Here is a 13368-nt window from a genome sequence, read left to right on the forward strand (position 1 = left end):
AGGNNCTAGTACGTCCTGTACGTTTGGGGTAGGCGCTGTAGCTAGATCGATAAAACATAAGCACTCCGAAATTCGGAGTGCTTTTTCTTATGAAATCTTCTCTTCTAACGGTTTTGCTCCCTTTTTGCGGAAGGTTACATTGACGATAATGACAGAGCAAAGAATTAATATGGCACCTGTAATTTGAATAAAACCTAGTATCTCCCCATAAAGCATAACACCTAACAACGTAGCAACGACCGGTTCAACCGTTGCAATGACCGCAGCCTTGCTCCCCTCTGTCTTCTCAAGACCCCATGTGTATATAAAATACGCTAATACAGTTGGAATAAACCCTAAGCCAATCCCATACAAAAGCACATGTGAATCCATTAATAAATCAAGCTTTTTCCAAAGCTGTGTAATCGGCAATAAGAATACGGAAGCCAAAATAAAGGTATATAACGTAACAGTAAAAGGTTGATATTTTCGCAGAGCAAACTTTCCAAATATCGTATACAACGCATATCCAAGCCCGGATCCTAAGCCAGTTAATATGCCAATAAAGGTTATCTTACTTGCACCCGCCGAAACCCCTGCTATTAAAATACATCCTATAATGGTACCTAGGACAGCCAGTATTTTATTCAGATTTAAGCTTTCCTTCAAAAATATAAAGGATAAAATCGTGACGAAGGCAGGAGAGGTATATAATAGAATAACTGCTATTGAAATATTCATCTGACCTATAGTCGTAAAATAACAAAAATTAAAGAATACTACACTTAATATGCCTGTGCCTATAAACAGTCTTACATCCTTCATTTCCTTTAATTTCATATTGTTTCGATACTTAAATAAACCAATTAATAGTAAGAATATAGCCGCATATATGACTCTAATTGCCACAATTTCCATTGGTGCAAACCCATAATCCGCTAACCCTTTAACGAAGATTGCAATAATTCCCCAGAGACTGGCTCCCGCTGCAATCATAAAATAAGGTAGAAGCCTCTTCATTTATTTCTCTCCTTAAAGGAAGGGAATGACTATAGTCATCCCCCATGTCAACCTAGTTTAATTTATAAACTTTGCTGTACTTTTCATCCAAGTATTTTATTAAGTGTTGTGCATTTAACCCTTCACCTGTGGCATCTTTAAGAATTTCAAGCGGTTTTTTGAGCTTTCCAAACTTGTGGACTTTCTCTGTGAACCATTCCTTAATCGGAAGCAAGTTTCCTTCTTCTAATAGCTGGTCAAAATTTGGCAAGTCTTTCAGCATCGCATTCTTTAGCTGGGCCGCGTACATATACCCTAGAGCGTAAGATGGAAAATATCCAAACATCCCACCTGACCAATGTACATCCTGAAGAACTCCATTACCATCATAATCAGGTCTTATACCTAAGTATTCTTCATACTTATCATTCCAGACTTTCGGCAGATCTCTAACCTCAATTTCATCATTAAATAACCCTTTTTCAATTTCATAGCGGATAATAACATGCAAAGGATAAGTTAATTCATCTGCTTCAATACGAATAAGCGATGGCTTAGATTCATTGATAGCCAAGCAAAAATCATCCACCGTAACCTCATCAAATTGCCCTGTAGAATATTCCTTTAATAAATTGAAATTCTTTTTCCAAAAGGATGGATTGCGCCCGACAAAGTTTTCATAGAAAAGTGACTGGGATTCATGAATTCCCATTGAGGTGCCATCGCATAGTGGAGTACCGATTAAATCTTGTGAAATATTTTGTTCATATAACGCATGCCCGCCCTCATGAATTGTACCAAACACAGCTGTCTGGAAATCGTTCTCATCGTATCTTGTCGTTACACGAACATCACCTGGATTCAATCCTATTGCAAAGGGATGAACGGTCTCATCGAGTCTGCCCGCATTAAAGTTATAGCCCATTTGCTCTAAAATTTCCAAGCTAAATTGACGTTGGTTTTCCTTTGGGAAGTGCTCCAATAAAAATTCAGTATGTGGTTTATTTGCAGACTCATTAATTTTTTGTACAAGTGGAACGATTTTTTCCCTCAATTCTCCAAAAACTTGATCTAATGCTTCAACTGTAATTCCGGGTTCATACATATCAAGCAAGGTATTATATTTATTACCTTCATAGCCCCAGTAATTGATAAAGCGCTTTGTCGTAGCAACAAGTTTCTCTAAATGTGGCTCAAACATCGCAAAATCAGATTTTGCCTTTGCCTCTTCCCAAATACTTTCTGCCTTCGCTTGAAGAATAACATATTCCTTATATTCAGCTGGAGGAATTTTTTTATTGCGGTCATATTCCTTTTTACATTCAGCTAAAGTCTTCTTCGTTATGTCCGATAAAGCATGATCTCCTGATAATTTTTCTATGTATGCTGCCATTTCTTCCGAAGTAGACATATTAAAAACGTCTGAAGATAGCATTCCAATCACTTCAGAGCGCTGCTCAACCGCTTGTTTCGGTGCCCCGGTACGTAGATCCCAATAAATTAATGACAGTGCCTCATTATAAGCTTCTATTTTCTTTACATATTCTAAGAAATCCTTTTCTGCTTGCTGTAATTCCTCATTCATGGAAATTCCCCCTATTGTTTAAATACTCTTTCTATTTTAACACATTCCTCCGAAAGTGAAGATTGTATTTCCTCTTTTATATGTAAAAAAAAGACAACAGTCCCACTGTTATCTCTTTAATCGATGTTTATTTATAGTTTCTTACTTTCTTCCAATTGCCACTTTCCAAAGATCCGGTCCTTCTTCTAGATACTCCCAAGTGAAATCATTTTCTCTTTCTATCATAAATTGATATTGCAGCGGTTTTGGATCATGATCATTGACAAGCAGCATAAACTCTCCAGATTGTAAAGAATCAAATGCTTTAAAAATGGTAGGATGCTTCTCTCGCGGCGGAAAATCTGGTGCTATAACGGTTTGGGCAAACTCGATCATTTTTTCTCCTCCTTAACTATACTTACAAACGTATTGTATAAAATAATCTCTTGAAAAAAAGTGAGCATGGTCACTGCGAATAAAGACTTTTCTCAGGAGACCTAAAAGGAATGATTCACCAAAATCGTTTTCTGCATGAAAAACAGTTATAATATAGGAGACAGACTATGAATTATAGGAAGAGATACTATGAAACAATTTATTTTTATTATCGTTTTAATTTCTTTTATTGACATGTTTGCACAACTCCCCATTATGAGTCCTTTTGCAAAGGAACTTGGAGCAACCCCTGCGTTAATTGGATTAGCTGTTGGTATGTATTCTTTTTCGAATATGTTCGGAAATATTCTCGCGGGGTATTGGATTGATAAACATGGTCCGAAGAAAGTATTACTGGCTGGCTTTTTTCTTACAGGTTTGATTCTTCTCCTTTACATAATGGTCTCTACTCCATGGCAATTAATCACAGTAAGATTCCTCCATGGTCTATTTAGCGGCTTTCTCGTGCCTGCAGCCTTTACAGTCGTTGCAAATAGGGGAAAAGAAGGAAAACAAGGTAAGTCAATGGCCGTTTCCGGAGTGGCAGTCGGCATTTCAGCCATAATTGGACCTGCCTTTGGCGGGATCATCGCTTCGAAATACGGAGTGAATTGGGTATTCATTATTATTGCCATTGTTATGCTTATCATTTTTGCATTGTCATCCTTTGTTATCCCTAATAAATCAACAACAATATCAAGGAAAATTGAACCTCCTGTTAAAACACTCATAACTTTATTAAAAAGCCCTATGCTTTCGATTAGTTTTAGCGGTGCTTTTTCCTTAATGTTTGCCCAAGGGGTATTAGCCTACATGCTACCTTTGCAGGTGGAATCACTTCAATTCGGCACTCAATATAGCGGAATTCTCCTTAGTACATTTGGGATCACCGCGATATTAATTTTTGCTTTACCGACCAATCGGCTCTTTGATCGCTATCAACACCATATTACGATGATGGTTGGTATGAGTATCATTGGGATAGCACTCATTTTCCTTAGCATGTCAACATCATTGTCACTCTTATTTATCTGTATGGTTATTTATGGTACTGGTTTCGCATTCCTTTTTCCATCTATCTCAGCTATGCTTGTAAAACATACTGATCTTGAAACTAGAGGAAAAGCATTCGGTTTATTTTATGCCTTTTTCTCGCTTGGAGTTGTCGTGGGCTCCTCCTTAACAGGCGTTCTAGCCGTATCCTTCGCAACGGGTTTTGTTATTGCTGCATGTATTTTATTTGCAAATACGATGTGGATGCTCCTTTATTTTAGAAGCAAGGCTCATGTTACTGAAGGAATGGAGTGAACAAAAGGTGAATGAATACGTAAGTAATTGTGCCGATTGTGGAAAGATGCTATATTGTTTAGATGGTTTTTTTAATGGTGTTCATACAGAGAATAATGAATCATTATGCTTTGATTGTGCTGATAAGAAGAAGAAATCCGAAGAATGAATACGGATTTCTTTTTTTATTTTCTCAATTGAGAATGATAATCATAAATTTCATATTCTATGATTCATGTCACTTATGGAAGGATTCTATGATGATACACTATGATTAAAGATCAAAGATTAAGAGGTGACTTAATAATGGATAACAAAACGATTGAATTAGATGTAAGGGAAGATATTAAAAATAAACTTGAGCCTTTCCAAAAAATTATGCAGGCTGTAAATGAATTAAGTACAGGAGATGTATTTATCCTTCATGCTCCCTTTAAGCCTGCCCCCCTATTCCCTATATTAAAAGGAAAGGGTTTTGAGTATGAAGCAGAAGAGCTTGAGAAAAAACATTGGAAGATCACATTTAGGAGCTGATCATCATGTTATTAGATAATCGCGGACTTGAGCCGCCTCAGCCGATGATGAGAACGTTAGAGGCTCTTGAGAGCTTAAAGCCCGGAGAAAGCTTGTCTATTATTAATGACCGCCGGCCGATGTTCTTATATGAACAGCTTGAAGAAAGAGGCTTAAAATATGAAACTACACCGAATGAAGATGGAAGCTTTTTAATTGAAATTACGAAATAGAGCAGGTGATGAAGATGTTATCTTCTTCAGGAAATGAAACAAATATAAAACTGCCATTTTCCTTTATCCTTGTCAGTATCATTGCCCTAATGGGTTCACAAATCTTACTTCTGTTTCACGGAGATTACATGTTTAGTGGTCAATTTCGTGTACCAGGAATATGGTCCGCAGCTCATTTGCTACTGTTAGGATGGGCGCTGATGATTGCCATGGGTGCTATGTATCAGCTAGTGCCCGTTGCTTTCCTTACCCCCATTTGGAATGAAAAATTCGGCTTTGTTCAATTTGGGGTATATGTAATTGGGGTCTTCTCTTTTGCACATTTTCTTTTTTATGAACCGCAAAAAGCGTTAATTCCTGGAATCATCACGTTATTAGGTATTCTCATGTTCCTCTTTCAGATGTTAATGACATTGAGAAAACAAGCGAAGCCTAATATATTAACCTTGTATGTCGGTACAGCTTTAGTTTGTCTATTAATTACTATTATCCTAGGTATTACGATGTTAATTAGCATAAAAACGGGCTTTGGAGGCCAATATTATCAAGCCATTTTTAAGAGTCATTTACTGCTTGGAATGACTGGTTGGTTTACTCTCCTTATTTTCGGTTTTTCATATAAAATGGTGCCAATGTTTTCTTTATCACATGGATATACGATGAAACTAGCTAATTTTGTTTACCCTATCTATACAATTGGTTTAGTTGCAGCAGCTATTTCATTTTTTATAGATTCAAAAGAACTTTTAACTGCAGCACTCTTTTTTCTATTCCTTGGATTTATCATTTTCATGTACCATATTTCAACTATATTAAAGAAAAGAGTGAAGAAAAAGCTTGATTATTCCTTTATTTTTGCCCTAATCGCGATCATAAGCGGGGGAATTATTCACCTCAGCGCATTTATTACGGGGTTGTTAGGAGTTTTTCATAAAGCAGCGGGGCCATTATTATTTTTGTACTTACTCTTATGGATTGCCTTTAGTATTATTGGCTATTTATACAAAATTGTGCCGTTTCTATGGTGGACTGCTAAATATAGTAAGGAAATTGGGAAAAAGGATGTTCCCTCATTAAAGGATATGATTAATGACCGAGCGGCAACCCCGGTATTCATCTGTCTCATGCTTGGTGCAATAGGTGTTGCGATTTCCCTTTTTATTGGGAGTAAGGCATTATTTTACCCAACTCAAACCATTTTCACTATCGCCTGTTTGATGTTTTCAATTGCTATTGTAAAGGTTGTAAAAAAATAATAGGAGGGGTTTATTATGGAATTAAAAGATAAAGTATTGAACAACTTGCGTAGGGTTTTGGATCCTGAGCTTAATATTAATGTTGTAGATTTAGGACTCATTTATCAAATTGAAATTCCTGAAGATGGAATTGTCATTATTACTATGACATTAACAACCCCAGGTTGCCCTCTTCATGACAGTATTGTCAGCGGGGTTAAATATTGTATTGAAGAAATGGAAGAAATTAAATATGTGGATGTTGATCTCGTCTGGGAGCCTGCATGGACACCAGACCGAATGACTCCTGAAGGCAAAAGTCAATTAGGCAGATAGAAAAGCGGAAGCGCCTTCGGAACAATGAAAGGACAATTGTTCCTGCGATGCCTAATCGCAGAAGCTTTCCTTTGTGCCCACCCCCGACAAGCACAANNTGGAGCTAGACAGTTCTCAAACTCGAGAAATGTTATGCTTTCTTAACTCTTTTAAAAAACATCCCCTTCTGCTTTTCACTAGCAGAGGGGATGTATTTTATTAGTTTAACCTTCCGTTGTTGGGAGCACATTTTTAATTTGCTTAAGGACTTCATTATCTTCATTTTCCTTAATAAGAATATGCACTCTTCCTTTGTCTTCATGAGTTCTGATTAATCTTCCAATTCCTTGCCTTAACCGTAAAAGCATATACGGCAAATCAACCTCTTTAAACGGGTCAGAGGCCCCCTCACGTTTTGCTTTAAAAACAGGATCTTGAGGAGGAAATGGCAATGAGAATATAAAGACATTTTCAAGTGATCTCCCAGGAACGTCTAAACCTTCCCATAAATGAACTGAGCATAGTACTGATTGCTCTTCATTTTGAAAATTAGATACGAGCGTACTAATTTCAGCATCTCCTTCAAAATAGACAGGGAATTTCATCTTGCCTCCAATCCTCTTTTTGAAGCTGGCAAGCTCCTCTTTTGCTGTAAAAAGGACTAACGCTCTTCCATCAGACTTTTCTAGTTGTTCTTCGACATATTGCATTTTCTCATCAAGTGAATCCTCTTTAAATGCCGGCATATTAATAACCATATTATCATCATAATTAAATGGCGAAGAAACGGTAAAAGATAAGTAGCTGTCGATTCCTAAGCTTTTCGCCATATAATCAAATGACTTATTTTCCGAAAGTGTCGCAGAAGAGAAAATAAATGGCTTCTGTTGAGAGAAGACTTCTTCTCTCATAATATCTTCAACCATGCGGGGCATGATTACGAGCGTTCTTTCCCCTGCATGTTCCTCGAACCAAGTGATCCCCTTCAAATCCTTTAGAAATAAGGATAGCGAATACGATATTTGTTCTAAATACTCCTCAACAATTTTTAAATCATATTCGTTAATAACATACATTTCGCTTTCAAACACAAGCTCATCTTCAAGTGAACTAATATATTGAAGAAGTTTTTTTCCTTCCTTGATGACAATCTCAGACTTTTTAATTGTTTTTTTATCCGAACCTTCTGCTAGAGAAGATGCCTTTTCAAGAGAAAAGAAAAATCGCTCATTTTGAATAATGGTTTCATCGATCATATGCAATGTCTTTTCTCTTACATCATTGGCCATTAATCGGGTTAATAGCGATTCAAGAATTTGCTCTGTAAATCTATAGGTTAATGCCTTTTGAGAGGCATATTCCAGTAAATGACCTTCATCGAAAACGACACAAGAACTATCCGGCAAAAGCGGAAGCTGCCCTTCTCTCTTTCTAGATTCCTTTGTCCAAATATGCTCCATATAAAAATCGTGGGAACAGATAATTATATCCTTCGCATTCCTGTAGAAATCACGATTCAAAGTTTGTCCACAACGATGGCGTTTTTCACATGTAAAGCAATCTTGAAAAGGATCCCATGCAATATCGTTCCATTTCTCATCTGTTAATTCAGGATATTCCTTTCGATCTCCATATCTTTCAAAGCTTTGCATGGAAGAACCAGAATGGACAAATTCAGGGAGCTGATCGTAAACCGAGTTATATGTATCCATATTTTCACTTGCAACTAATTGGTCAAGCTTATTTAAACATAGATATTGGTCCCTTGACTTCGCTAGCCGTACATCAATATTTAAGTTTAGTGCCTTTTCAAGCTTGGCAATATCGCCCTCTTTTTTCACAAGTTGCTCAATTAATGTTTCATCTGCACAGGCTATGATGGCTGGTTTATTTATATATCTTGCATAGGCTAGGCTATAGAGCAAATAAACAATCGTCTTTCCTGTACCTACACCCGCTTCAGCGAATATAACCTTCTTTTCCTTAAATGCCTTTTCAAGCTGAAATGCCATGAAAATTTGTTCATCACGCATTTCAAAGCCTGCTTCAGGCAGGATATCGTAAAAAACATCCCCGATCCATTCACTTAATTTATCAAAAAAAGATTCACTTTTGGACAATGCAAAAGGCATTCTGCTTTGCATATTACCCCTCCGACATAGAAAAAATTTAAGCGCCTGTTAATAGACGCTTCATCTCATACCTGTATCATTATCTCATCTTTGTTTCATTGTTAAACAAAAGACCATCAATCATTGTATCGTAAATAGAGAAAGTGTCAAGTAAGAAGTGCAAAAGCCGCTTTAAGAACTAAAACATAAAAGAAAAGAACCTGACACATCTCAGCCAGGTCCCCTCTTAATAGCCGATCTTTTTATGTACAGATGAAAATGATAACGACATCGCTTGCTGAAGTTCATTTTGAGCAGTTTGCAACTGTTCGAGTGCCGCTGATGATAATTCCTGTTCCCCCTTCACCGCTTCAATCGTATTTATTAACACCTGTGATATTTTATTAAAATCTATATTGGAATGGTGCATTGGCTTGGCCTCCTGATCCTCTAAATGATACATCTATTGTATTCAAGGACAGGTGGTTCTATGCTCCGAAAGTATTATTTTTCTCGAGTTTGAGAACTGTCTAGCTTCAGCGCCTACCCCCTCGAGGTCACAAGCCAATCCTCCCAGAAAGGAAAGTACACCTTTCCAGGAGGATTGGCTTGTGCTTGTCGGGGGTGGACAAGGCGCTTCCGCTTTTCTTATTTTGGAGGTCTTTTCCCCCAGTATTGATAGTAGTCTGTTTTTATAAAGCCATTAAACAATTTACGCTTCTTTGTTGCTTGTTTTCCGTAAAATTTCTCAAAGTCTTCATTCGAAGTAAGAACATATATCGACCATGTATCAAGGGACGATAATGCCTTTCCCATATCTTCATACATTTTCTGAACTGCTTCTTTTTCCCCTAATCGTTCCCCATATGGAGGATTGCAGGCGATTACTCCATATTCCTTTGTTGTTGTAAAATCCTTTACCTGCATTTGTTTAAAGCTGATTAGATCACCAAAGCCTGCTTCAAATGCATTCTCCTGAGCAATTTTCACCATGCGATGATCAATATCAGAGCCAGTTATATCAAGCTGCTGATCATAGTTCGCTAAATCCTCTGTCTCAGTTCTTGCCTCATCCCAGACTTGTTCAGGCACCCATGACCACGATTCAGAAATAAATTCACGATTAAATCCGGGGGCAATATTTTGTCCGATTAGTGCTGCCTCAATTGGAATGGTGCCGGAACCGCAAAAAGGATCAACAAACGGTTTTTCTGGAGTCCAGTTCGTAAGCATGACAAGTGCGGCAGCAAGAGTTTCCTTTAATGGGGCTTCTCCCTGGCCAGCCCGATATCCTCGCTTATGTAAGCCGCTTCCGCTTGCGTCGATCGTGAGCAGGGCCGTATCCTTAAGTAATGCCACTTCTATTTTATATAACGGGCCATTTTCCTCGAACCAGCCAGTTTTTTTATAATGAGTTCTCAATCTTTCAACAACTGCTTTTTTGACGATTGCCTGACAATCAGATACACTAAAGAGCTTAGATTTAACAGATTTCCCTATTACCGGAAACTCAGCGTCCTCAGATAAATAATTTTCCCAAGGAAGTGATTTTGTTTTCTCGAAAAGTTCATCGAAGGTAGTAGCTTTGAACTCCCCGATTTTTATTTTTATTCGATCTGCTGTACGAAGCCATAAATTCGATCTAGCAATCGCCAGAGAATCCCCTTTATAGCTGATTCTTCCGTTTTCAACTTCACAAACATACCCTAAAGCGCGTACTTCCTTCGCAACGAGGGCCTCTAAGCCCATAGCAGATGTTGCAATCAGATCATATTTTGTCATAATTTCACCCTAATTCATTATTTCCGTTTCCCAGCTCGTTAGAAATGTCAACAGCTTATGTAAAGGAATTGGTTTGGATATATAAAAACCTTGAATAAAGTCGCATTGTTCTTTCTTAAGAAAATCATATTGTTTTTTATTTTCAACACCTTCTGCCACTACTTTTAAGTGCAGCCGATGCGCCATCGTAATAATGGCCTCCACAATGGAGGAATCTTCCTCATATATAGATATTCTTCTTATAAAGCTTTGATCTATTTTCAGTGTATCGAGCGGAAAACGGTTTAAATAGCTTAATGATGAGTAGCCTGTCCCAAAATCATCTATTGATAATTTAACACCAAGCTGCTTTAACTTTACAAGCTTATCGACAGTTTCACTCGCTTTTGGCATGATCATACTTTCTGTAAGTTCAAAATCAATATAGTTCGGGTTGACATTCGTTCTTTGAAAAATTTCACCTATTGATTTTACAAAATTGTCTTGGTTGAAATGAATCGCCGAAATATTTACACTCATTCTCAATTTAGGATTACCTTGTAAATGGATGGCTTTTAAATCTTCGCATGCTTTTTGAATAATCCATTCACTTATTGGAATGATTAAGCCAGACTCTTCTGCAAGAGGAATGAATTCTGAAGGTGGTACTAGACCAAATTCTTCTTGTTTCCATCTGACCAATGCTTCCAAACTAACAACTTTATTCGTTTTCGCATCAATAATTGGATGATAAACAAGAAAAAATTCATTACGTTCAATTGCCTTTCGCAAATCATTTTCCATTTTCATCTGTCTTGACTCATTGTGATGCATCTTATTATGATAAAGCTCGAATTGATTTCTTCCGCCGCTTTTCGCCTCATACATAGCCTTGTCTGCGGTTCTTAATAATGTTTCGATATCCGTCCCGTCCAAAGGGTATAAACTTATCCCAATACTTGTAGAAACGTATACTTCTTGCATATTAAGATGAAAAGATTTTGTAAACTCTTCTATTATCATTTCAGCCATATGGACGGCTTCTTTTGGATGTTTGAGGTTGGGTAAAACGATGACAAACTCATCCCCGCCAAGCCTTGCAATCATATCCTTATTTTTTAGCAACCCTTTTAACCTTGTAGAAACTTTCTTCAGAAGCATATCTCCATAATTATGACCGAGAGTATCATTTATTTGTTTAAACCGATCTAAATCTAGAAAAAGGACAGCTAATAGCTGATTATACTTTTCAGCTGTATATATTAAGTCTTCAAGCCGCTTATTTAAACTATAGCGATTGGCCACGCCTGTCAGGGAGTCGTTATGTGCTAAATATCTCAGCTGATCCTCAGCATGTTTACGATCCGTAATATCAGAAAATACAGCAACAAAATTTGTGATGTAACCCTCTTCATCTTTAATGGAGCTAATCGTTATCCATTCAAGAAATACATCTCCATTTTTGCGTTTATTCCAAATTTCACCTTTCCAGTATCCGTTTTCATAAATTTGGTTCCACATATGTTTATAGAACTGCTCGTCATGAATTCCAGATTGAAGGATGTTTGGATTTTTTCCAACAACTTCTTCTTTCGTATATCCAGTCACAATTTCAAAAGCAGGATTTACGGAAATAATTCTAGATTTCCCGTCTGTAATCATGACTCCTTCACTCGTATTTTGAAGAATCCTCTCTGCGAGTTTTATTTGTTGACTGACCCTGATCTCAGATAATATCATATTTTTCGTCCTTATTTACGATATTTTTTCTTCTTTAGTATTCATTATTATCATATAGTTAATCTCCTCAATATACAATATTGGCATAAGCCTCTTATAAACGCTTTCCTTCAAAAGTCGAAAAAAGGACAAAATTCTTTGTCCAATAGGAAAAGCCCCCCTATAAAGGAGGGCAGTAGCTTCATGCATTCATGTCACTAATAACGTTCTGTAAGCCATGTTTTGTTCCTTTGTACTGCAAACGACCCTAAGTCTCGTACTAAGGTGGTAATCATCTATCTACAGGTATACCCTGTCCTTCTCCTCGTTCATTTCCTAAGAGAAAGCGCCCCTACCATAATTTGGGTTTCTCGCTCGTGGGGTTTACCTCGTTCCACCCTCTTCATTTCTGAAAAGGCTCCGTCACTGTGGCACTTTCAAGGTATTCATGCCATATCCAAGGACTTAGGCATTTTCCCTGCCGTCAGCCAAGCAAATACACGTATTTGCCTAACTGCCCTAGCTTATGATTTCACTAGGCACGAACACTACACGCATCTCAGCCTGTGCGAGCATGGACTTTCCTCTACAATTCGCTATACGCTTATTGCAGCGATTACCCGAACGTTATTAATGATAACAAAAGTTATTATATGCAACTTTCAAATGAATAGCAATGGTTTTCAATTTGAAATCGAGAAAATTTTTGTCAATCGTACAATTTACTTCCAAAAACATGCTTTTCTAAGTTGGACAGCCGCTTTAGTATATCAAAATTCGTTGTCCCAGCAGTTTGTGCGGCGACTGGACGTCTGGAAGCCTCTTCAAGCTGCTTCTTTAATCTCATATTTTCTTGTTGTAAATCTTCAATTTCCTGATGGAAAGTTTCATAATCCTTTATTACCCAATCGAGAAATTTATCTACTTCTTCTGGTTTGTAGCCGCGCATAGCCGTTTTAAATTCTTTTTCCAAAATATCTTTTGCCGTTAATTTCACTTTATCGGAAAGCATGACAATCACCTCAAAGTTCACAATCATCATATCTATTTTTTCAGAGATATGCATTTTTGTCAATTTTTCTTTCGAACTAATTTTTCGCAGATTAACGGGCTGTAAGACCCCTGCTTCAAGAAGTTGAGGAAACATAAGATTCTAAGTGGGGGACTAACAGCCCGTAAAGGCCCGATTGTAGGAACAACAGACTAAGAACGCCACG

Annotated in this window: 14 protein-coding genes and 1 other RNA gene; 6 read left to right on the plus strand and 9 right to left on the minus strand. The window is 37.4% G+C overall.

What is annotated here, in order from left to right; all coding sequences use genetic code 11:
• Nucleotides 1-87: 87 nt before the first annotated feature.
• The 3 genes from V7127_RS18680 to V7127_RS18690 all read right to left on the minus strand — a co-directional run bounded on the left by V7127_RS18680 (nucleotide 88) and on the right by V7127_RS18690 (nucleotide 2938).
• Nucleotides 88-999 (minus strand): DMT family transporter, encoded by a 912-nt coding sequence (locus V7127_RS18680; RefSeq protein ID WP_335344191.1) that lies wholly within the window; start codon nucleotides 997-999, stop codon nucleotides 88-90.
• Between the two features lie 52 nt (nucleotides 1000-1051).
• Nucleotides 1052-2563, minus strand: a complete 1512-nt coding sequence (locus V7127_RS18685) for a carboxypeptidase M32 (RefSeq protein ID WP_335344190.1) — start codon at nucleotides 2561-2563, stop codon at nucleotides 1052-1054.
• A gap of 141 nt (nucleotides 2564-2704) precedes the next feature.
• Entirely contained in the window at nucleotides 2705-2938 is a 234-nt protein-coding gene (locus V7127_RS18690; RefSeq protein WP_335344189.1) for a DUF2249 domain-containing protein, read from the minus strand.
• 189 nt (nucleotides 2939-3127) lie between these two features.
• Here V7127_RS18690 and V7127_RS18695 point away from each other — a divergent pair, with 189 nt between their 5' ends.
• The 6 genes from V7127_RS18695 to V7127_RS18720 all read left to right on the plus strand — a co-directional run bounded on the left by V7127_RS18695 (nucleotide 3128) and on the right by V7127_RS18720 (nucleotide 6581).
• A complete protein-coding gene (locus tag V7127_RS18695) occupies nucleotides 3128-4285 on the plus strand; it encodes an MFS transporter (protein WP_335344188.1) in 1158 nt (385 codons plus the stop codon).
• Nucleotides 4286-4292: 7 nt separating this feature from the next.
• A complete protein-coding gene (locus V7127_RS18700; protein ID WP_335488537.1) occupies nucleotides 4293-4433 on the plus strand; it encodes a hypothetical protein in 141 nt (46 codons plus the stop codon).
• A 101-nt stretch (nucleotides 4434-4534) separates the two neighbouring features.
• Entirely contained in the window at nucleotides 4535-4798 is a 264-nt protein-coding gene (locus tag V7127_RS18705; RefSeq protein ID WP_335488540.1) for a DUF2249 domain-containing protein, read from the plus strand.
• Nucleotides 4799-4803: 5 nt separating this feature from the next.
• On the plus strand, nucleotides 4804-5010 hold the full coding sequence (locus V7127_RS18710; RefSeq protein WP_335348390.1) for a DUF2249 domain-containing protein: 207 nt from the start codon (nucleotides 4804-4806) through the stop codon (nucleotides 5008-5010).
• An 8-nt stretch (nucleotides 5011-5018) separates the two neighbouring features.
• Nucleotides 5019-6266 carry a hypothetical protein gene (locus tag V7127_RS18715; protein ID WP_335488543.1) on the plus strand — a complete coding sequence of 416 codons (1248 nt, stop codon included), beginning with the start codon at nucleotides 5019-5021 and terminating at the stop codon, nucleotides 6264-6266.
• 15 nt (nucleotides 6267-6281) lie between these two features.
• On the plus strand, nucleotides 6282-6581 hold the full coding sequence (locus tag V7127_RS18720) for a metal-sulfur cluster assembly factor (RefSeq protein ID WP_335348388.1): 300 nt from the start codon (nucleotides 6282-6284) through the stop codon (nucleotides 6579-6581).
• 203 nt (nucleotides 6582-6784) lie between these two features.
• Here the strand turns inward: V7127_RS18720 and V7127_RS18725 are convergent, their stop codons facing one another.
• The 6 genes from V7127_RS18725 to gpsB all read right to left on the minus strand — a co-directional run bounded on the left by V7127_RS18725 (nucleotide 6785) and on the right by gpsB (nucleotide 13163).
• A complete protein-coding gene (locus V7127_RS18725) occupies nucleotides 6785-8704 on the minus strand; it encodes an ATP-dependent DNA helicase (RefSeq protein WP_335488548.1) in 1920 nt (639 codons plus the stop codon).
• Nucleotides 8705-8918: 214 nt separating this feature from the next.
• A complete protein-coding gene (locus tag V7127_RS18730; protein WP_335354095.1) occupies nucleotides 8919-9101 on the minus strand; it encodes a hypothetical protein in 183 nt (60 codons plus the stop codon).
• Nucleotides 9102-9319: 218 nt separating this feature from the next.
• Nucleotides 9320-10453, minus strand: coding sequence for a THUMP domain-containing class I SAM-dependent RNA methyltransferase (locus V7127_RS18735; protein WP_335488551.1), 1134 nt, complete (start codon nucleotides 10451-10453; stop codon nucleotides 9320-9322).
• 9 nt (nucleotides 10454-10462) lie between these two features.
• A complete protein-coding gene (locus V7127_RS18740; RefSeq protein ID WP_335344791.1) occupies nucleotides 10463-12172 on the minus strand; it encodes a putative bifunctional diguanylate cyclase/phosphodiesterase in 1710 nt (569 codons plus the stop codon).
• A gap of 206 nt (nucleotides 12173-12378) precedes the next feature.
• Nucleotides 12379-12779, minus strand: an RNA gene (rnpB, locus tag V7127_RS18745) — RNase P RNA component class B.
• Between the two features lie 81 nt (nucleotides 12780-12860).
• Nucleotides 12861-13163 carry a cell division regulator GpsB gene (gene gpsB / locus V7127_RS18750; protein WP_066294702.1) on the minus strand — a complete coding sequence of 101 codons (303 nt, stop codon included), beginning with the start codon at nucleotides 13161-13163 and terminating at the stop codon, nucleotides 12861-12863.
• Nucleotides 13164-13368: the final 205 nt, after the last annotated feature.

Source organism: Bacillus sp. JJ1773 (assembly GCF_036962035.1).
Taxonomy (GTDB): Bacteria; Bacillota; Bacilli; order Bacillales; family Cytobacillaceae; genus Cytobacillus.

Excerpts from the sequence above, each read along its gene's own strand:
- V7127_RS18710 (WP_335348390.1), top strand. The coding sequence starts at position 4,804 with ATGTTATTAGATAATCGCGGACTTGAGCCGCCTCAGCCGATGATGAGA.
- V7127_RS18685 (WP_335344190.1), bottom strand. The coding sequence starts at position 2,563 with ATGAATGAGGAATTACAGCAAGCAGAAAAGGATTTCTTAGAATATGTA.
- V7127_RS18680 (WP_335344191.1), bottom strand. The coding sequence starts at position 999 with ATGAAGAGGCTTCTACCTTATTTTATGATTGCAGCGGGAGCCAGTCTC.
- V7127_RS18720 (WP_335348388.1), top strand. The coding sequence starts at position 6,282 with ATGGAATTAAAAGATAAAGTATTGAACAACTTGCGTAGGGTTTTGGAT.
- V7127_RS18695 (WP_335344188.1), top strand. The coding sequence starts at position 3,128 with ATGAAACAATTTATTTTTATTATCGTTTTAATTTCTTTTATTGACATG.
- gpsB (WP_066294702.1), bottom strand. The coding sequence starts at position 13,163 with ATGCTTTCCGATAAAGTGAAATTAACGGCAAAAGATATTTTGGAAAAA.
- V7127_RS18730 (WP_335354095.1), bottom strand. The coding sequence starts at position 9,101 with ATGCACCATTCCAATATAGATTTTAATAAAATATCACAGGTGTTAATA.
- V7127_RS18705 (WP_335488540.1), top strand. The coding sequence starts at position 4,535 with ATGATTAAAGATCAAAGATTAAGAGGTGACTTAATAATGGATAACAAA.
- V7127_RS18690 (WP_335344189.1), bottom strand. The coding sequence starts at position 2,938 with ATGATCGAGTTTGCCCAAACCGTTATAGCACCAGATTTTCCGCCGCGA.
- V7127_RS18715 (WP_335488543.1), top strand. The coding sequence starts at position 5,019 with ATGAAGATGTTATCTTCTTCAGGAAATGAAACAAATATAAAACTGCCA.
- V7127_RS18740 (WP_335344791.1), bottom strand. The coding sequence starts at position 12,172 with ATGATATTATCTGAGATCAGGGTCAGTCAACAAATAAAACTCGCAGAG.
- V7127_RS18735 (WP_335488551.1), bottom strand. The coding sequence starts at position 10,453 with ATGACAAAATATGATCTGATTGCAACATCTGCTATGGGCTTAGAGGCC.
- V7127_RS18725 (WP_335488548.1), bottom strand. The coding sequence starts at position 8,704 with ATGCAAAGCAGAATGCCTTTTGCATTGTCCAAAAGTGAATCTTTTTTT.